Here is an 18,073-nt window from a genome sequence, read left to right on the forward strand (position 1 = left end):
GGAGACACCACCCGGGAACCCCCGCATCCGGTGTCCGTGTTTCGGGGTGGGCCGGTCATGCGCCAAGGGCGTCGGCCCTGGGAGATGGCCGAGGAGAACCAGGTGACGACGTATGACGACCGAGCGAGCCTCGCGGATCTGACCAGCACGGCGGAGCGGGTCCGCCAGTCGGTCGAGAACGTGATCGAGGGCAAGCCCGAGGTCGTCCGCCTCGCGCTGACCGTGCTCCTCGCCGAGGGGCACCTGCTGATCGAGGACGTGCCCGGCGTCGGCAAGACGATGCTGGCCAAGACGCTGGCCAAGTCCATCGACTGCTCGGTGCAGCGCATCCAGTTCACGCCCGACCTGCTGCCCTCCGACATCACCGGTGTCAGCATCTACGACCAGCAGCGCCGCGAGTTCGAGTTCAAGCCGGGCGCGATCTTCGCGCAGATCGTCATCGGCGACGAGATCAACCGCGCCTCGCCGAAGACCCAGTCGGCGCTGCTTGAGTCGATGGAGGAACGCCAGGTCACCATCGACGGCACGACCTACACCCTGCCGAGCCCCTTCATGGTCGTCGCCACCCAGAACCCGGTGGAGATGGAGGGCACCTACCCGCTGCCCGAGGCCCAGCGCGACCGCTTCATGGCCCGCGTCTCCGTCGGCTACCCCAGCCCCGAGGCCGAACTCCAGATGCTCGACGTGCACGGCGCCGTCAACCCGCTCGACGACCTCCAGTCCGTCGCGCACGCCCACGACATCGTCAAGCTCATAGAGGCCGTGCGCGAGGTCTACGTCGCCGAGCCCGTCCGGCGCTACGTCGTCGACCTGGTCTCCGCCACCCGCAGCCACCCCGACCTGCGGCTCGGCGCCTCGCCCCGGGCCACCCTGCACCTCCTGCGCGCCGTGAAGGCCTCCGCCGCGCTCTCCGGCCGGGACTACGTCCTGCCCGACGACGTGCAGTCCCTGGCCGCACCGGTCCTCGCGCACCGGCTGCTGCCCACCGCGCAGGCCCAGCTGAACCGCCGCACCTCCGAGCAGGTCGTCGGCGAGATCCTCCAGCGCACCCCCGTCCCGGCCGCGCACGGCCGCGGCGAGATGCCGCCCGCCGCCGGCGTCCGGGGCTTCTGATGAGCGCCGGTGCCGCACACGGCGCCGGCGGCCCGGGAGACGGCGGCGGGCTGCGCGCGTCGCTGTCCGGGCTGACCACCCGCGGCCGTTCGTTCGTGGCCGCCGGGATCGCCGCGGCCGTCTGCGCCTACGTCCTCGGCCAGGGCGCGCTGCTGCGCGTCGGCCTGCTGCTCGCCCTCCTGCCGCTGATCTGCGTCTACGCCCTGCACCGCACCCGCCACCGGGTCTCCGGCAGCCGTCGGCTGTCCCCCGGCCGGGTGCCCGCCGGCGCCGAGGCCCGGGTGCAGCTGCGCATGGACAACATCTCCCGGCTGCCCACCGGCCTGCTGATGCTCCAGGACCGGGTGCCCTACGTACTGGGCCCGCGCCCCCGCTTCGTCCTGGACCGGGTCGAGCCCGGCGGCCGCCGCGAGGTGTCCTACCGGGTCCGCTCCGACCTGCGCGGCCGCTATCCGCTGGGCCCGCTCCAGCTGCGGCTCACCGACCCCTTCGGGCTGGTCGAGCTGACCCGCTCCTTCAGCGCCTACGACACCCTCACCGTCATTCCGCGCACCGAGCCCCTGCCCCCGGTCCGGCTGACCGGCGAGTCCAACGGCTACGGCGACGGCAGCCGCCGCTCCCTGGCCCTGGCGGGCGACGACGACGTGATCCCGCGCGGCTACCGGCGCGGCGACGACCTGCGCCGCGTGCACTGGCGCTCCACCGCCCGCTACGGCGAGCTGATGGTCCGCCGCGAGGAACAGCCCCAGCGCAGCAGGGCCACCGTCCTGCTCGACACCCGCCGCCTCGCCTTCGACGGCGCCGGACCGGACTCCGCCTTCGAATGGGCCGTCTCCGCGGCCGCCTCCAGTCTCGTGCACGTCCTGGAACAGGGCTTCTCGGCACGGCTGCTCACCGACACCGGGAGCGCGGCACCCGGCGAGGGCGGCGGCGGGTTCTCCGCCGGCGGTCACGAGTCCGCGGAGGCCGCCGGGCTGATGATGGATACCCTCGCCGTGGTCGGACACTCCGACGGCGCCGGGCTCTCCCGCGCCTACGACGCCGTACGCGGCGGCGGCTTCGGCGAGGGCGGCGGCGACGGGCTCCTCATCGCCTTCTTCGGCGACCTGGACGACGTACAGACCGAACTGGCGGCCAGGATGCGCCAGCGCGCCTCCGGCGCGGTGGCCTTCGTCCTGGACACCGGGGCCTGGGGCGGCCGGCCCGCGCCCGGGCACGACGTCGTACCCGTGGAGGAGCGGCTGCGCAGGCTGCGCGACGCGGGCTGGACGGCGCTCGCCGCCACCCCCGGGGTCGCCTTCGGCGAACTGTGGCGCCAGGCCGGGACCGCGCGCGTCGGTACGGGAACGAGCGGAGGCCTGGCATGAGCGGACGGGCGAAACTGACGGTGTTCGCGGCACTCGCGACACTGCTCACCTCCTGGTCCCTGAGCCCGCTGGTGGAGTCGCAGGCCTGGCTGCTCCAGGCCGCGCTGCTGCTCACCGTGCAGAGCGCGGTGGGCGCGGGGGCCCGGCGGGTGCCGCTGGCGCGGTCGCTGACCGTGGCCGCGCAGCTGCTGGTGTCGCTGCTGCTGCTCGCGCTGTTCTTCGCCGGGAAGGTGGAGTCCACCGGCAGCGGGCCGCTGGCCTACTTCGTGACGGATTTCGGCTCGCTGTTCGCCCAGGGCGTCCACGACGTGGGCGAGTTCGCGATACCGGCGCCGCTCACCGACGGCATCCAGCTGCTGCTGGTGTCCGGGGTGCTGGTGATCGGCCTGCTGGTGGACCTGCTGGCGGTGACCGCGCGTACGGCCGCGGCGGCCGGTCTGCCGCTGCTCGCGCTGTACTCGGTCGCCGCGGGCCTGTCGGGCGGCGGGGACGCCTCCTGGTTCTCCTTCCTGCTGGCGGGCTGCGGCTACCTGATGCTGCTGCTGTCCGAGGGCCGCGACCGGCTCGCCCAGTGGGGGCGGGTCTTCGGTGCGGCACCGGGCGGACGCGCGCCGGCCGACTCCGGCCTCAGCGGCAACGTGCGGGCGACGGCCCCGGTGCGGTTCGGCCGGCGGATCGGCGCCCTGGCCCTGGGCATGGCGCTGGTGGTGCCGGCGGCGCTGCCCGCCCTCGACGACGGTCTGCTGGGCGGCCCGAAGGAGGGCGAGGGCAGCGGCGGTTCCGGCGGCACGATCTCGGCCGTCAACCCGCTGGTCTCCCTGCAGAGCAACCTGAACGCGCAGGACAACCGCGTGGTGCTCAGGTACCGCACGGACAGCCCGCAGCAGGGCGACCAGTACCTGCGCATCCTGGCCCTGGACGATTTCAACGGCTCGAAGTGGGAGGCGTCCGGCCGGGCCCTGACCGACGTGCCGCAGCAGATGCCGGTCCCGCCCGGCCTCGGTGAGCAGGTCCGCCTCGGCGCGACCGAGGTGACCACGAACATCACGGCCTCGGACGGCTACACCCAGCGCTACCTCCCCATGCCGTATCCGGCGACCTCGGTGGACATCCCGGGCAAGTGGCGGTTCGAGCCCGTCGGCCGGACCCTGGTCGGGGACCAGCTGGCCCGCGACAGGTTCCAGACCGTGCAGGGCGCCGAGTACAAGGTGCGCAGCCTGCTGCTGAAGCCCACCGCGCAGCAGCTCCAGAAGGCCCCGGCGCCGGACCCGGCGGTCCGTGAGGAGTACACGAGGGTCCCGGACAACCTGCCGCAGGTGGTCGGCGACACGGCCCGCCAGGTCACGCAGGGCGCGAAGGACGACTACTCGCGCGCGGTGAAGCTGCAGGACTTCTTCGCCGTGAGCGGCGGATTCCGCTACGACACCCAGACCACCTCCGGGACGGGGCCGCAGGCCGTCGCCCGCTTCCTCGCGGACAAGGAGGGTTTCTGCATCCACTTCGCGTTCTCGATGGCGGCGATGTCCCGCACCCTGGGCATCCCGGCGCGCGTCGCGGTGGGCTTCACCCCGGGCGAGAAGCAGCCGGACGGCATCGTGAACGTGTCGATGCGGGACGCGCACGCCTGGCCCGAGCTGTACTTCCAGGGCGTGGGCTGGACCCGGTTCGAGCCGACGCCCCGGTCGGGCCTCAACGTGCCGGACTACTCCCGGCCGCCGGCCCCCACGGCCCAGCCGTCCGCGCCGGCGCCGCTGCCCTCGCAGGGTGCGGTGCAGCCGGCTCCGGCTCCCTCGGCGTCCGCGGAGTGCCCGCCGGCGCTCAAGCGGCTCGGCGAGTGCGGGCCGACCGCCCCGCAGCAGAACGCGGCGGCCGGCGCCGGGCCGTCGGTGACGGCGGTCCTGGGCTGGGCGGCGCTGGTGCTCGCGGTGGTGGTCCTGCCGCTGCTCCCGCTGCTGTGGCGCAACCGGCTACGGGCCCGCCGTCTGGCGTCCGGCGAGGTCCTGGCCTCCTGGCGGGAGCTGGGCGACGCGGCCTGGGACGTGGGCGTCGCCCCGGACGAGGCGTTGTCCCCTCGCCGGGCGGCGAGCCGGGTCGTGGAGCTGGGCCGGCTGGAGCCGGACGCCGCCGCGGCGGTGCACCGGGTGGCGGGCGCGGTGGAACGGGCCCTGTACGCGCCGCCCGGCGCGGAGGTCTCGTACGCGGGCCTGGCGGACGACGTACGGCAGGCCCGGGCGGGCCTGCTGGCCTCGGCGGGACGCCTGCCCCGGCTGCGCGCCCTGCTGCTGCCGCGGTCGGCGGCCCGTATCGCCTGGGCCGTCTCGGCCCGCCGCTCGGCCCTGACCTCCGCGGTCTCGGCCCGCCTGACGGCCCTCCGCCTCCGCCTCCCCCTCCGGAGCCGCGGCTAGCAACCCGGCCCGGCAGCACTGTCCAGCCTCGCCGACGTTCGAGGCGCGGGGGCCCGGGGGCAGCGCCCCCGCCCATCCAGCCCCGCCGCACCATCCAGCCTCGCCGGCGATTGAGGCGCGGGGGCACGGGGGCAGCGCCCCCGCAACGGCGCCGCACCCGGCACCGGAAATCCGCAGAACCCGCGGACGCGAGAACGCGGCGAGGCCCGATCCCCCCGGGCCCCACCGCGTTCTCGCTTCTGCTACCGGGTCCCCCGTGCCTTCTCCCGGTTCCGGAAGGAGGTACCCGGTCCGCTCCGCAGCCCCGTGTCGGCGGTGCGGACCAGGCCCCCTGTCCGTTGCTCCCAGTCTGACGTCCTCGCAGGTGGGAGCCCATCCGCGTGCGTACTCATTTCCGCGCCTAGGTACGGATACTCAGCGGCCGCGGCGGGCCCCACCAGTTGTACGGGCCGGCGCGCCCGCGCGGCACCGCCGAGTGGGGGGTGCCGCCCGGTTCAGCGGTTGCCGCTGACCCGGCCGCGCAGCAGCAGCGACAGCGCCGAGTGCACGTCGTCGAGGGACCGCTCCCGCTGGAAGGACTGCCAGTCCAGGGCGGCCACCAGCACCATCCCGACCATCGCTGCCGCCGTGAGCTGCACGTCGATCTCGGGGCTGAGCTCCCCGCGTTCGACGCCCTCGCGCAGCACCTTCTCCACGACGGCCACCGCCTCCTGGCGGACCACCATCAGCGTGGACTGCCAGGTGCGGTTGGTCCGCCACAGCTCGGCGACGTACAGCTGGGTGAAGGCCGGGTAGCGGTCGATGAAGACCAGGCCCGCCCGGATCATCGCGTCGAGCGCCTCGACCCGGCTGCCGCCGCGTGCCTCGGTCTCCTCCGCCGCCGCCCGCAGCGACGCCGTCAGCAGCCCGACGCCGTGCCGCAGCAGCTCCTCGAAGAGGTCGTTCTTGCTGGCGAAGTTGTAGTAGACGGTGCCCTTCGCCACGCCCGCCCGTTCGGCGATCTCATCGACCGTGGTCGCGGAGAACCCCTTCTCCGCGATGAGGGTGACGGCCGCTTCGTAGAGCTTCTGCCGGGTGGCCGCACGACGGCCCCCGCCGGTACCCGTACCGGTGCTGCTGCTGTCCATGGCGCTGATTGTCACAGGTCAACACATCCCTACAGGCTCAGTTCGGGGTGCAGTCGGTCCATCGTCCACACCTGCTTGCCGCGGGCGGCGAGCGCGGTCAGGGCGAGGGCGCCGACGGTGAAGGCCACCAGGACCAGGCTGCCCTGCCAGACCGGGGTGAGGTCGCCGCCGGTGATGAGGCGGCGCAGGCTCTCCACGACGTACGACATCGGCAGGTACGGGTGGACGGCGTTGAAGAAGTCCGGGCTGGTCTGGACGGGGTAGGTGCCGCCGGCCGAGGTCAGCTGGAGCATCAGGACGGCGAGGACCAGGATCCGCCCGGCCGCGCCGAACTTGGCGTTGAGCCACTGGATGATCGCCGCGAAGCAGCCGGTGACCAGCAGCAGGAAGCCGATGGTGAGGGCGGGGTTGGCCATCTTGAGGCCGAGGTCCGGGGCCCACTGCAGGACGGACATCAGCAGGGTGACCTGGGCGGCGCCGATGCCCATGACGGGCAGCCAGCCGGCGAGGGCGATCCGCCACGGCGAGGCACCCGCGGACAGGGCCCGCTTGTTCATCGGGGCGATCAGCATGTAGGCGACCATCGCGCCGACCCAGAGGGACAGCGGGATGAAGTAGGGCGCGAAGCCGGTGCCGTAGTTGGGCGCCTTGTGCAGGGACTGGTTGGCGAGCTTGATCGGGTCGGCCATGACCTCGGTGCGGGCGTCCCGCTGCTGCTGGTCGTAGTCGGGGATCTTGCCCACGCCCTCGTGCAGGCCGCCGGCGAGTTCGCCGGTGCCGTCGACGAGCTTGTACATGCCGCCGTCGAGGCGGTGGGCGCCGTCGCCGAGCTTGCCGACGCCGTCGCTGAGGGCGCCGGAGCCGGTGGTGGCGGTGCCGAGGCCGGTGTGCAGCTGGGACATGCCGGTGGCGACCTTGTGGGCGCCGGTGTTGAGGGCGTTGACCTTGGCGACGGCCGCGTCGAGGTCGCTCGCGAGGTGGGGGGCCTTGTCGGCGAGCTCGCGGGCCTTCTTCTCCAGGTCGGTCAGCTGGGTGCGGAGCTTGGCCACGTCCCCGCCGGCGTTCTTGGCCAGGGTGCTGACGTCACCGCTGAGCAGGGCGGCCTCGGCCGCGTCGTCCCGGACCTTCTTCAGGTCGGGGCAGGAGGCGAGGTGCGGTTCGCCGCCGGGGGTGACGCAGTGCTTGGTGTAGTAGGCGTCGGCGCCGGTGGAGGCCCGCTTGGCGACGGCCGCCGCGGCCGGCGCCTTCTCCACGAACTTGTCGAGGTGGTTGTTGACGACCTTCGCGCTGTCGGCGACCAGTACGGCGGTGGCGGCCAGGCTCTTGGGGTCCTTGACGAAGGGGCGGGCCTTGTCGGCGGCGCCGTTGACCTTGTCGGCGAGGACCTGGGTGCCGTTCGCGATGTCCCGGGTGCCGGTCTCCAGCTTGCCTGCGGCCGAGTTGAGCTTCTTCAGGCCGCTGTTGAGTTCGCCGCTCTTCTCCCCGGCGGTGTCGAGGCCGTCGGCGAGCTCCTTGGCGCCCTCCTGGGCCTTGCCGGCGCCGTCCTTGAGCTTGTCGGCGCCGTCGGCGGCCTCCGCGGTCTTGTCGTGCAGGTCGGAGAAGCTGACGAAGATCTTGTCGAGGAAGCCGCGGGAGGCGTTGGCGGACGCCGCCGAGCGGACCTCGGAGAAGACGGTGCGCGAGATCGAGCCGACGACGTAGTTGTTGGCGTCGTTGGTGCGGACCTGCAGGGCGCTGGTGGCGGGGTCCTCGCCCGAGCTGGAGGCGATCTTCTCGCTGAAGTCGGCCGGCATGGTCAGGGTCAGGTAGTACGTACCGTCCTCCAGACCCTTGGCCGCCTTCTCCGGGCTCACCTCCCGCCAGTCGAAGGTCTTGCTGTCGCGGAGCTTCTTGGTGATCTCACCGCCCGCGTCCAGGTGCTTGCCGTCGACGGTCGCACCCCGGTCGGAGTTGACGAGGGCGACGGGCACCCTGTCGAGGCGGCTGTACGGGTCCCAGAAGGACCAGAGGTACAGAGCTCCGTAGAGCAGGGGCAGCAGGAGCAGCGCGACGAGGGCGGCCCGGGGCAGCTTCCCCCGCCCGAACCGCTTCAGCTCAAGCGCGGCCAGCTTCGGCGAGCGCATCGTCCGCCCCCTTCGTGTCGTCGTTGTCGGTGTCTTCGGTGGTGCCGGCGTCGGCCTCGCCGGCTGCGTCGGCGTCGGCGTCCGCATCCTGTGCCGTGCCGGACGCCTTCTTCAGGTCCGGCTTCGGGTCCGGCTTCAGGTCCGGCTTCGGGTCCGGCTTCGGGTCGGGCTCCGGGTCGGGCTCCGGGTCGGGCTTCGGGTCCTCGGGGGCTCCGGTGGCCTCGGCCTCGGTCTCCTTCCCGGGCTTGTCCTGCGCCCGGGCGCCCCACGTGACCTTCGGGGTGGCGGCAGCGGGGGCCGACGGTCCGGCCTCCGGTGCGCCGCCGTCCTCCTGCGGGCCGGTCCGCAGGACCACGGCGTCGGCGGGTGCCTCGCTGCACACCGCCACGACGGTGGTCCCCCGGGCCGCGATCGACCGCAGCAGGGTCCAGACCTCGGTGCGTTCGGTGTCCGAGAGCTTCATGTCGAGGTCGTCGAGGGCGAGCAGCCGCGGGGAGCCGAGCAGGGCGATGGCGACGGAGAGCCGGACGGCCTCCAGTCGCTCCAGGTCCCGGACGGTGGTGCGTTCGCCCTTGGGCAGCGTGGCGAGGTCCAGTCCGGCGGTGTCCAGGGCGGCCGCGATCCGGGCGGCCGCTGCGGCCCGGCGCTCGGCCCGGGGACGCAGCAGGGAGCGGATCGGGGCGTCGTAGTGGCGCTGGAGCAGAGCGCCCTCGCGCAGCTGTTCGGCGACGGTGAGGGACTGGTCGAGGTCGTTGACCCCGGGGACCGGGCCGAGGGCGGCGATCCGGCGGACCGCGGCCATCTTCTTCGGCAGCCGGTGCCGGCCGATCTCGGCGTGGCCCTCGGTGGGCTTCATACGTCCGGTGAGGGCCAGGAGCAGGCAGGTCCGGCCGCTGCCGGAGGGGCCTTCGACCGCGATGAGCGAGCCGGGCGCCGCGTCGAGGCCGACCCCCCGGAAGGCCCAGCCGCGCGGGCCCTTGAGTCCGAAGTTCTCGGCCTTGACGGCCGCGCCGTGCGGGCTGTCCACGCCGTCCCCCTTCTTTTTGAACTGACCGGTCAGTTCAAAAACTACCACCTCATTCCGCACCAGGTGTGCAGGAGGGGGCAGTTGCTGTGCATATGACGGCAAAAACGCAGGTCAGGGCGATTGTCAGTGGGGCCCGTCACGATGGAGACAACGCAACGACAGGAGGTTCGTCATGGCCACACCGTCCCCGTCCCCTGTCCACCCCGTCCTGCGGAAGTCGGCGGCCCCACCGGCCGCCCTCGACCTTCTCGACAAGGCCCGCAGCGGCCTGGCCGAGGCCGCCCGGCTGACCCGGCCCCACGAGCGCTACGCCACGGCCCACCTCGCAGCGCTGCGCACCGCCGCGGCCGTGCTCGCCGCGCGCGCACGGCCCGAGCCGGTGAGCCCGCGGCGGCGGCCCCGGATCCGCAGCGCGTGGGAGGTGCTGCCGGAGCTGGCACCGGAGCTGGCGGAGTGGAGCGCGCTCTTCGCCTCCGGCGCCGCCCGCCGGGCCCGGGCCGAGGCGGGGATAGCGGACGCGGCCGGCGCCCGGGACGCGGACGACCTGCTGCGCGCCGCCTCGATGTTCCTGCGCCTGGTGGAGCGGATGCTCGCCGTACGGACGCCCGCCCAGGCCCCGCCGCGGAGTCCGGAGGAGACCCTGCCGCAGCCACGGCCGGAGCGTCCGGACGCGGGATGACCTGCCCGGCTGCGGGAGGCAATAGGGTGGGGCACAGACCGCTCACCCTTACCGCGCCGAGGAGCCATCAGCCGTGTCGGACACTTCCCGCCCCCGTGCCTCCCTCCGCACCGCCGTGGTGTGGGAGGTCCTCAAGGAGGCGCTCGACCGTCGGGTGAAGGCGACCGGGCGGGACGTGCTGGACGTGCTCGACACCGGTGGCGGCACCGGCAAGTTCGCCGTGCCGGTGGCCCACCTGGGCCACCGGGTCACCGTGGTCGACCCCAGCCCGAACGCACTGTTCGGGCTGGAGCGCCGGGTGTCCGAGGCCGGTGTCGCCGACCTGGTCCGGGGCGTCCAGGGCGACGCCCAGGGTCTGTTGGACGTGGTGGAGCGGGACGCGTACGACGTGGTGCTCTGCCACGGCGTCCTGGAGTACGTGGACGACCCGGCCGAGGGCGTGGCCAACGCGGTGGCGGCCCTGCGCCCCGGCGGCACGCTCAGCCTGCTGGCCGCCGGCCTCGGCGGGGCCGTGCTCGCCCGCGCGCTCGCCGGCCACTTCACGGAGGCCCGCAACGCCCTCACCGACCCGGCCGGCCGCTGGGGCTCCGGCGACCCGGTGCCGCGCCGCTTCACCGCCGAGCAGCTCTCCGAGCTGGTCGGCGGGGCCGGCCTGTCGGTCGGCGCGGTGCACGGCGTGCGGATCTTCGCCGACCTCGTCCCGGGCGTCCTGGTGGACACCGAGCCGGGCGCGGTGGAGGCGCTGCTGCGCCTGGAGGAGGCCGCGGCGGAGCTGCCGTCCTTCCACGCGGTGGCCACGCAGCTGCACGTCCTGGGCGAGAAGCGGGCCTGAACTGCGCTCTTCCGCGCACCGAGTCTGCCGCTCACCCTCCGCTCGGCCGGTCCGCCCCGTATGATCGGAAGCAGCGACCGGCATGGTGAACGGGCCATTGGGGAATAACGGCCTCAGTGACCGCTCCCGCGGCGGTACGGTTTTCGCAGGGGCTTCACCGGCTCTGTCTTTCTGTGCTTTGTCATTTTGGAACGTGTGCGTTGAGGGCGGGTGTCACGGGGGCGATTCCCCGCCTATCCTGAAGGGGACCCCTGGTCGCTACCCCCGCGACCGACGGATGAGGAGGACTCCCGTGCCGCTCTCGGAGCACGAGCAGCGAATGCTCGAGCAGATGGAGCGAGCGCTGTACGCCGAAGACCCCAAGTTCGCGACAGCGCTTGAGGGCAGCGGCCTGCGTACGTACACCCGGCGACGGGTCTACCAGGCAGTCGCAGGCATTGTTGTGGGTATCGCGCTCCTCATGACCGGTGTGATCATTCCGAACGTGCTCTGGATCAGCGTGGTGGGCTTCCTCGTCATGCTGGGATGTACGGTCCTGGTGGTCACCGGTTGGCGCAAGGCACCCAAGCCAGGCGAGCAGCCCGTCTCCGGAAGTACCGGCGGTTCGGCCCGCGGCCACAACCGGCAGCGTCGGTCGATGATGAACCGCATCGAGGACCGGTGGCAGCGCCGCCGTGACGAGCAGGGGCAGTAGCCCCCGGACCACGTGAGTGAGGGGACGGCCGCCGCCGTGCGGCCGTCCCCTCACTGTTCTGCGCCGCCCTGCGGTTCGCGGGTACGCCCGTACGGCATGATGATCCGATGAGTGTGCTCCCTCTGGTCTTCACCAGCGGCTGGGCCAGCGGGATCAACGCCTACGCCGTGGTCCTCCTGCTCGGCATCTTCGGCCGTACCGGCCTGTCCGATGAGGTCCCCGCGGCCCTCCAGCGCACGGACGTGCTGATCGCCGCCGCCGTGCTCTTCCTCTGCGAGGCGGTCGCCGACAAGATCCCGTACGTCGACTCGATATGGGACGGCGTCCACACCGTGGTCCGTCCGCTGACGGGTGCGGTGATCGGCGCGTTGCTGGCCGGGCAGAGCGGCTCGCTCTCCGACATCACCGCCGGGGCGATCGGCGGCTCCACGGCGCTGGCCAGCCATTTCGTGAAGGCCGGCACCCGGATGGCGATCAACACCTCGCCCGAGCCGTTCACCAACGTGGCGATGAGCATCGCCGAGGACCTCGGCGTGGCGGGCCTCGTCACCCTCGCGATCTTCTACCCGGTCCCCGCCGCGATCATCGCGGGCTCCCTGCTGGTCGTCGGGCTGGCCATAGTCGTCTTCCTCTGGAGCCGGATCCGCCGCTTCCTGCGCCGGCGCGCCCAGCGCCGCGAGGAGAAGCGGCTGGCCGCCGAGGCCCGCGCGGTCACCGGGGCCCCACCCCACTGACCGCGGGCGCCCCGACGGGGCCATAGGCTCGGCCGCATGGCACGAATTGCGGTGATCGGCGCCGGCATGGGCGCGATGGCGACGGCGGCCCGGCTGGCCGTGGCGGGGCACCGGGTGACGGTGTACGAGCGGGGCGCCACCTACGGCGGGGCCGTCGGGTGGTACGAGCGCGACGGCTTCGCCTTCGACACCGGGCCCGGGCTGCTGCACCTGCCCGCCGTCTACCGGGACCTGTTCGTCAAGACCGGCAAGCGGCCGCTGGAGGACTGCGTCGACATGGCGCAGGCCGATCCCGCCGTCCGGCACGTCCTGCCCGGCCACGGCATCGACGTCACCCTCCCCGGTGCCTCGCACGGCGGAGTCGCCGCCGCCTTCGACGCCGCTTTCGGCCGGGGCGCGGGCGAGCGCTGGAACGGTGTGCTGGGCCGGGCCCGCGACGCCTGGGACGCCACCCGCCGCCCGCTGCTGGAGGAGCCCCTGCCAGGCGGCGCCCGGCGGACGCTGAGCGGCGACCCGTACCCGGCCCTGCGGCGCAGCGGCCTGCTCCGCCGGCGTACGCCGACCCTCGCCGAGGTGGCCGGCCGGGAGCTGGGCGGCCCGCTCGCGGAGGTGCTGACCGGCGTGGTCCGCGGCTACGGGCTCGACCCCGCGACCGCACCCGGTTCGGCGGCCGTGCTCCCGTACATGGAGCAGACCTTCGGCAGCTGGTACGTGCGCGGCGGGATGCGGGCGCTGGCCACCGCCGTGTACGAGCGCTGCCTGGAGCGGAAGGTCGCCTTCGTCTTCGGGGCGGAGGTGCGGGAGGTGCTCGTGCGGGACGGCCGGGCGGCCGGGCTGCTGCTGGCCGACGGCGCCGAGGCGGCGGCCGACTCCGTCGTCTGCGGGATCGACCCGCGGCGGTTGCCGGCCGGCTCGCTGCCGTGGCCGGCCGAGGCGGTCCCGGCCCGGGGCGACGGCGTGCCCGGCCGGATCACGCTGCTGCTCGCGCTGCGCGGCGCGCGCCCCGCGGGGACCGTCCACCGCACCCTGGTGCACGCCGACGGGGCCCAGGTCACCGTGATGCGGCCGGACGATCCCGCCACCCGGCCCGACGCGGAGCACGAGGCGGTCACCGTGAGCGCCGTGGACGGCCCGGGGACCTCGGAGCCCGGGGAACTGCTGAACCTCGCGGAGAAGGCCGTACAGGGGCTGCGGGAGCGGCTGTTGTGGCAGGAGGTGCGCACCCCGGCCGATGTGGAGGCCGCGACCGGCGCCCTCGGCGGCGCGGTGCCCCCGCCCGCCCTCGCGGGCGCGGGGGGCCGGCTGCTGTACCCGGCCAACTCCACGGCCCTGCCCGGGCTGTACCTGGCGGGCGGCTGGGCCCACCCCGGCGGCGGGCTCGCGCACGCCGGGATGACCGGGGCCCTGGTGGCCGGGCTGATCGTGGAGGGCGCGGACTTCCGCGGCTCACAGTGACCGGGCCGCGGCCCCGGTCCCGGCCGGAGCCGCCCGTGGCCGCGGGACCGGCTCCGTCGGGACCGCCCGCGGACGCGGGACCGGCTGTGGACACGGCACCGCCCGTGGCCGCAGGGCCGGCTCAGTAGCGGTACTGCTCGTACCCGCCCTGCTGGTACGGGTACTGCTGCGGCGGCTCGCCCTGCCCGTCCGCCGGGTAGGGCTGGCCGCCCTCGGTGGACCGCTGCTGGGGGACCCAGACGCCGCCGGGCGGGGTGTCCGTGGAGTACTGCTGCTGCCCGTAGTCGGCGTACGGGGTGTAGTCGTAGGGCTGGGGCGGGACGACGCCGCCGCCGGTGCCGATGTACGGGTCCGAGTAGGCGGCGTAGACCTGCTGCTGGTCGCCCGTCGGATAGCCGCCGGAGTAGTCGTAACCGCCCTGGTTCTGCTGGTCGTAGTACGCCGCGTACTGGTGGGCGTCCTGCTCGGCGGTGGTGAACGGCGAGGCGAAGGCCGCGGTCTGGCCGGCATCCGGGGCGGGCGTGGAGAAACTCTGTATCCCGTAGGACCCGGTGTCCTCGGGCACCGGCTCCGGGCTGTAGACCTCCTCGGCCGCGGCCCGCGACGGCCGCCGCTCGTCCGGGGCCCCGTCCACGTCGTCGTACTCCAGGGCGGTGACCTGGAGCGCCGGTTCCGCCGTCGCGGTCCCGGACCGGCGGCGCCCCCCCTTCCGTACGGGCTCCCCGCCGCGGCGCAGTGCCCAGCCGGCGACGAAGCCCTTGCGGAAGGAGAGCGTCACCAGGGTCTGGCCCACGGCGAACGCGGCGGCACCGGCGCCGATGACCGGCACCGAGGGCAGTATCACCCCGGCGACCACGCCGAGGAAGCCGGCGAAGGCGAGCAGGCGCCAGCGAAGCCGGGCCTTGTACTGCATCAGTACCTCGGCAAGCAGCCACAACGCGACGATTCCGAACGCGATGTAGAGGACCGTCATACCCATGCAAGGCCCCTCTCGGTACGGCCGTCACACGGGTACGGCCGGTCAGGCCCGCTGGTGCAGGCCCAGGTTCTCGTAGATCTCGAGAGTCGCCGTGGAATTGTTCAGCGTGATGAAGTGCAGTCCCGGTACACCTTCGGACAGCAGCCGCGCGCAGAACTCCGTGGCGAACTCGATGCCAATGGAGCGTACAGCGGCCGGGTCGTCCTTGACCGCGAGCATGCGGTCTTTCACATCCGAGGGGAAGACCGCGGTGCTCAGCTGGGGCAGTCGGTCGAGCTGCTTGATACCCACAACAGGCATGACCTCGGGGATGATCGGGGTCTCGCAGCCGGCCTTCTCGACGCTGTCGCGCAGCCGCAGATAATTCTCCGGATCGAAGAACATCTGGGTGATCGCATAGTCGGCGCCCGCGCGGCACTTGTCCACGAAGTGCCGGATGTCCGTATCCCAGTCCGTCGAGCGCGGGTGCATCTCGGGGAAGGCCGCGACGCCGACGCAGAAGTCCCCGGACTCCTTCAGCAGCCGCACCAGGTCGGCGGCGTAGTGCACGCCCTCGGGGTGCGGCACCCAGTCGGCCATCGGGTCGCCCGGCGGATCGCCGCGCAGGGCGAGCATGTTGCGGATGCCGGCGTCGGCGAACTGGCCGATGACGTGGCGCAGCTCGGCGATGGAGTGGTCCACGGCGGTGAGGTGCGCGACCGGGGTCAGCGTGGTGTCCGCGGCGATCTCCTGGGTGGCCTTGACGGTGCCGCCGCGGGTGGAGCCGCCGGCTCCGTAGGTCACGGAGACGAAGCTCGGGGATACCGCCTCGACCCGGCGCAGGGCGTTCCAGAGGTTGCGTTCGCCCTTCTCGGTCTTCGGGGCCCAGAACTCGAAGGAGTACGAGCGCCCGGACGCGAGGAGGTCGCGGACCGTGTGTGCGCGGTCCGACCAGGTGGAAGCGGTACCAGAGGCCATGGGGGCAGGTTAGACGCGGCCCGGCGCTCCCCGAAGTGGCGTCCGCCTTTTGGACACGTTTTTGGACACCGGCGGCCTCGCCTCTGGCCGGTAAGGGCCTGTACGGGCCACGGCGGCGCGGAATGCCACGGGTGGAGCGGGGTGCGGCGCGGGGTCGGGACTCAGCCGAGGCGGGCGCGGACCCGCTTGGCGAGGTCCGCGGCGGCCGCACCCGGGTCGGAGGCCTCGGTGATCGCGCGGACGACCACGACGCGGGTGGCGCCGGCGTCGAGCACCTCGTCCAGGTTCCCGGCGTCGATGCCGCCGATGGCGAACCAGGGCCGGTCCTGTTCCAGGGAGGCCGCGTAGCGGACCAGGTCCAGGCCGGGGGCGTGGCGGCCGGGCTTGGTGGGGGTGGGCCAGCAGGGCCCGGTGCAGAAGTAGTCCACGCCCGGTTCGGCGGCGGCCGCGGCGACCTCGTCCTCCGCGTGGCAGGAGCGGCCGATGAGCACCTGACCGCCGAGAATGGCGCGGGCCGCGGGGACCGGGATGTCGCCCTGTCCGAGGTGCAGGACGTCGGAGCCGATGGCGTGGGCGACGTCGGCGCGGTCGTTCACGGCGAGGAGCCGGCCGTGGCGGCGCGCGGCCTCGGCGAACACCTGGAGGTGTTCCAGCTCCTCGCCCGCCTCCATGCCCTTGTCGCGGAGCTGGACGATGTCCACGCCCCCGGCCAGGACCGCGTCGAGGAACTCGGGGAGGTCACCCTGGCGCTTGCGGGCGTCCGTGCACAGGTAGAGCCGGGCGTCGGACAGCTGCATGGGTGTACCCCCCGTGATGGAGGCGGTGTACGGGCGCGGGGGCCCGTACACCGCGGTGGAGCTACTGCGGATCAGGTCAGAGGGCGAGCGCCTGAGCGCGGCGCTTCACCTCCGTGCCGCGATTCTCGCTCAGCGCCTGGGCGGGGGTGCCCGGCAGGGTCGGGTCGGCGGTGAAGAGCCACTCCAGCATCTCCTCGTCGGAGAAGCCGTCGTCGCGCAGGACGGTCAGGAGGCCGACGAGGCCCTTGACCACCTTGTCGCCGTCGATGAACGGCGCCGGAACCTGCAGGGCCCGGTTCTCGCCCCGGCGGACGGCGATGAGCTGCCCCTCCTTGACCATCTGGCGGACCCGCGTCACCTCGACGTCCAGCATCTCCGCGATGTCGGGGAGGTACAGCCAGTCGGGGACGAGGGAATCGATCTTTGCGTCAATCTCGGTCACGGTCCAAGCCTGCCACCTCCCACCGACAGCCGGTAGCCGGGCGGCCCGTCCGTGGCACGCCGCCCGGGCCGCCGGGGTCGCCGGGCTATGCGGTGGCCGATTTCAGCGGGGTGCCGGGGTCGGCGACCCGGGCCGGGTCCATCGGGGTGCCGGTCTCGATCAGCCTGCGGCCCTGCGCCAGGTCGCGGGGGCGGCCGACCGCGAGGACCGCGACCAGGGCGGCGCCGCGCAGCCAGCACACCGACCAGGTCTCCTCGTCCGGGTCGCCGCGCCGGACCAGGGTGTCGGCCGCGCCGTGGTGGCCGGCGTACTGCACGAAGCGCCCGAACTGCTCGGACCAGAAGTACGGCACCGGGTCGTAGACCGCGGTGGGTTCCCCGGCCAGGATGTTCGCCGCGACGGTCCGCGGGCCCTGGAGGGCGTTGTCCCAGTGGTGGACCAGCAGCCGCGCCCCGTAGCGCCCGGACGGGAAGGAGGCGCAGTCGCCGACCGCGTACACCCCCGGCAGGGAGGTCTGCAGGTGGGCGTCGGCGGTGACCGACCCGTCGGCTCCGCGTTCCACGCCGGACCCGGCCAGCCATCCCGTGGCGGGGCGCGCGCCGATGCCCACGACCACCGCGTCGGCGGGCAGCGCGCTGCCGTCGGTCAGCAGGACCCGTCCCTCCTCCACGGCGGCCACCTGCGCGCCGGTGATCAGTTCGGCGCCGGCCTGCCCGTACCAGCGCGCCATCGGCTCGGTGACCTCGGCGGGCAGGGCGCCCGCCAGCACCCGGTCGGCCGCCTCGACGACGGTCACCGCGCAGCCGGCCTCCCGGGCGGCGGTGGCGAACTCGGCGCCGATCCAGCCCGCGCCGACGACCACGACCCGGGCGGCGGCCGTCAGGACCGGGCGCAGCCGTGCCGCGTCGTCCAGCGTGCGCAGCAGGTGGACGCCGGGGACGCCCTCGGTGCCGGGGAGGGCCAGCGGCTGCGCGCCGGTCGCCAGCACGAGGGTCCGGTAGGGGACCGGTCCCGCCTCGGTGTCCAGCTCGTGGTCGGCGGCCCGTAGCCCGGTGACCTCCGTACCGAGGCGGAGGTCGATGTCCAGGGCTTCGAAGTCCACGTCGAAGGCGGAGTCCTCGGCCTTGCCGAGCAGGACCGCCTTGGACAGCGGGGGGCGGTCGTAGGGCTGGTGGGGTTCGGCTCCCAGCAGGGTCACGGGGCCCGTGAAGCCCTGCTCGCGCAGGGCGACCGCGGTCTGCACCCCGGCCATTCCGGCGCCGGCGATCACGACGCCGCGCTGATTGTGTTCCGTCTGCTCGCTCACGCGGCCACCCTAATCACCTGACGCTCCGTCAGGAAC

16 protein-coding genes are annotated in these 18,073 nt (G+C 73.7%); 8 read left to right on the top strand and 8 right to left on the bottom strand.

Annotated features, from left to right (window positions below):
• Positions 1-102 precede the first annotated feature (102 nt).
• Genes NRK68_RS09500 through NRK68_RS09510 form a run of 3 tightly spaced genes read left to right on the top strand, consistent with a single transcriptional unit; the run spans position 103 to position 4,885 of the window.
• Positions 103-1,113 (top strand): AAA family ATPase, encoded by a 1,011-nt coding sequence (locus NRK68_RS09500; RefSeq protein WP_037881272.1) that lies wholly within the window; start codon positions 103-105, stop codon positions 1,111-1,113.
• Positions 1,113-2,480: a DUF58 domain-containing protein gene (locus tag NRK68_RS09505; RefSeq protein ID WP_257855581.1), complete on the top strand. Its 1,368-nt coding sequence runs from the start codon at positions 1,113-1,115 to the stop codon at positions 2,478-2,480. The genes NRK68_RS09500 and NRK68_RS09505 overlap by 1 nt, the downstream gene beginning before the upstream one ends.
• Positions 2,477-4,885, top strand: coding sequence for a transglutaminase TgpA family protein (locus NRK68_RS09510; RefSeq protein WP_257855582.1), 2,409 nt, complete (start codon positions 2,477-2,479; stop codon positions 4,883-4,885). The genes NRK68_RS09505 and NRK68_RS09510 overlap by 4 nt, the downstream gene beginning before the upstream one ends.
• Before the next feature lie 494 nt (positions 4,886-5,379).
• Here NRK68_RS09510 and NRK68_RS09515 read toward each other — a convergent pair whose 3' ends face one another.
• The 3 genes from NRK68_RS09515 to NRK68_RS09525 are packed head-to-tail and all read right to left on the bottom strand — an operon-like array spanning position 5,380 to position 9,162.
• Positions 5,380-6,012: a TetR/AcrR family transcriptional regulator gene (locus NRK68_RS09515; RefSeq protein ID WP_183065025.1), complete on the bottom strand. Its 633-nt coding sequence runs from the start codon at positions 6,010-6,012 to the stop codon at positions 5,380-5,382.
• Positions 6,013-6,041: 29 nt separating this feature from the next.
• Positions 6,042-8,135 (bottom strand): YhgE/Pip domain-containing protein, encoded by a 2,094-nt coding sequence (locus NRK68_RS09520; RefSeq protein ID WP_257855583.1) that lies wholly within the window; start codon positions 8,133-8,135, stop codon positions 6,042-6,044.
• Positions 8,107-9,162 carry an ATP-binding cassette domain-containing protein gene (locus NRK68_RS09525; protein ID WP_183065027.1) on the bottom strand — a complete coding sequence of 352 codons (1,056 nt, stop codon included), beginning with the start codon at positions 9,160-9,162 and terminating at the stop codon, positions 8,107-8,109. Before NRK68_RS09525 ends, NRK68_RS09520 begins: the two co-directional genes overlap by 29 nt.
• A 172-nt stretch (positions 9,163-9,334) precedes the next feature.
• Between NRK68_RS09525 and NRK68_RS09530 the strand changes: the two genes are divergently transcribed.
• The 5 genes from NRK68_RS09530 to NRK68_RS09550 all read left to right on the top strand — a co-directional run bounded on the left by NRK68_RS09530 (position 9,335) and on the right by NRK68_RS09550 (position 13,556).
• On the top strand, positions 9,335-9,841 hold the full coding sequence (locus NRK68_RS09530) for an SAV_6107 family HEPN domain-containing protein (protein ID WP_183065028.1): 507 nt from the start codon (positions 9,335-9,337) through the stop codon (positions 9,839-9,841).
• Positions 9,842-9,914: 73 nt separating this feature from the next.
• On the top strand, positions 9,915-10,673 hold the full coding sequence (locus NRK68_RS09535; protein ID WP_183065029.1) for a methyltransferase: 759 nt from the start codon (positions 9,915-9,917) through the stop codon (positions 10,671-10,673).
• Between the two features lie 292 nt (positions 10,674-10,965).
• Complete coding sequence (locus tag NRK68_RS09540) at positions 10,966-11,367, top strand: SCO2097 family morphological protein (RefSeq protein ID WP_030663992.1); 402 nt, start codon at positions 10,966-10,968, stop codon at positions 11,365-11,367.
• A gap of 107 nt (positions 11,368-11,474) precedes the next feature.
• Positions 11,475-12,101 (top strand): DUF4126 domain-containing protein, encoded by a 627-nt coding sequence (locus NRK68_RS09545; RefSeq protein ID WP_183065030.1) that lies wholly within the window; start codon positions 11,475-11,477, stop codon positions 12,099-12,101.
• A 36-nt stretch (positions 12,102-12,137) separates the two neighbouring features.
• On the top strand, positions 12,138-13,556 hold the full coding sequence (locus NRK68_RS09550) for a phytoene desaturase family protein (RefSeq protein ID WP_183065031.1): 1,419 nt from the start codon (positions 12,138-12,140) through the stop codon (positions 13,554-13,556).
• Between the two features lie 121 nt (positions 13,557-13,677).
• Here the strand turns inward: NRK68_RS09550 and NRK68_RS09555 are convergent, their stop codons facing one another.
• The 5 genes from NRK68_RS09555 to NRK68_RS09575 form a co-directional block, all read right to left on the bottom strand.
• On the bottom strand, positions 13,678-14,535 hold the full coding sequence (locus NRK68_RS09555; RefSeq protein WP_257855584.1) for a chromosomal replication initiator protein DnaA: 858 nt from the start codon (positions 14,533-14,535) through the stop codon (positions 13,678-13,680).
• Between the two features lie 42 nt (positions 14,536-14,577).
• Positions 14,578-15,492 carry a methylenetetrahydrofolate reductase [NAD(P)H] gene (gene metF / locus NRK68_RS09560; RefSeq protein ID WP_046775237.1) on the bottom strand — a complete coding sequence of 305 codons (915 nt, stop codon included), beginning with the start codon at positions 15,490-15,492 and terminating at the stop codon, positions 14,578-14,580.
• 161 nt (positions 15,493-15,653) lie between these two features.
• Positions 15,654-16,289: a thiamine phosphate synthase gene (gene thiE, locus NRK68_RS09565; RefSeq protein WP_183065033.1), complete on the bottom strand. Its 636-nt coding sequence runs from the start codon at positions 16,287-16,289 to the stop codon at positions 15,654-15,656.
• A 76-nt stretch (positions 16,290-16,365) separates the two neighbouring features.
• Positions 16,366-16,731 (bottom strand): Rv2175c family DNA-binding protein, encoded by a 366-nt coding sequence (locus NRK68_RS09570; protein ID WP_046775235.1) that lies wholly within the window; start codon positions 16,729-16,731, stop codon positions 16,366-16,368.
• 85 nt (positions 16,732-16,816) lie between these two features.
• Positions 16,817-18,037: an NAD(P)/FAD-dependent oxidoreductase gene (locus tag NRK68_RS09575; RefSeq protein WP_183065034.1), complete on the bottom strand. Its 1,221-nt coding sequence runs from the start codon at positions 18,035-18,037 to the stop codon at positions 16,817-16,819.
• Positions 18,038-18,073 lie beyond the last annotated feature (36 nt).

Origin of the sequence: Streptomyces yangpuensis (assembly GCF_024666385.1) — a bacterium.
In the GTDB taxonomy this organism is placed as follows: domain Bacteria; phylum Actinomycetota; class Actinomycetes; order Streptomycetales; family Streptomycetaceae; genus Streptomyces; species Streptomyces yangpuensis.

Bases quoted from the DNA above. Each gene is read 5' to 3' on its own strand.
- NRK68_RS09520 (WP_257855583.1), bottom strand. From the start codon at position 8,135: ATGCGCTCGCCGAAGCTGGCCGCGCTTGAGCTGAAGCGGTTCGGGCGG.
- NRK68_RS09515 (WP_183065025.1), bottom strand. From the start codon at position 6,012: ATGGACAGCAGCAGCACCGGTACGGGTACCGGCGGGGGCCGTCGTGCG.
- thiE (WP_183065033.1), bottom strand. From the start codon at position 16,289: ATGCAGCTGTCCGACGCCCGGCTCTACCTGTGCACGGACGCCCGCAAG.
- NRK68_RS09505 (WP_257855581.1), top strand. From the start codon at position 1,113: ATGAGCGCCGGTGCCGCACACGGCGCCGGCGGCCCGGGAGACGGCGGC.
- metF (WP_046775237.1), bottom strand. From the start codon at position 15,492: ATGGCCTCTGGTACCGCTTCCACCTGGTCGGACCGCGCACACACGGTC.
- NRK68_RS09510 (WP_257855582.1), top strand. From the start codon at position 2,477: ATGAGCGGACGGGCGAAACTGACGGTGTTCGCGGCACTCGCGACACTG.
- NRK68_RS09550 (WP_183065031.1), top strand. From the start codon at position 12,138: ATGGCACGAATTGCGGTGATCGGCGCCGGCATGGGCGCGATGGCGACG.
- NRK68_RS09555 (WP_257855584.1), bottom strand. From the start codon at position 14,535: ATGGGTATGACGGTCCTCTACATCGCGTTCGGAATCGTCGCGTTGTGG.
- NRK68_RS09530 (WP_183065028.1), top strand. From the start codon at position 9,335: ATGGCCACACCGTCCCCGTCCCCTGTCCACCCCGTCCTGCGGAAGTCG.
- NRK68_RS09545 (WP_183065030.1), top strand. From the start codon at position 11,475: ATGAGTGTGCTCCCTCTGGTCTTCACCAGCGGCTGGGCCAGCGGGATC.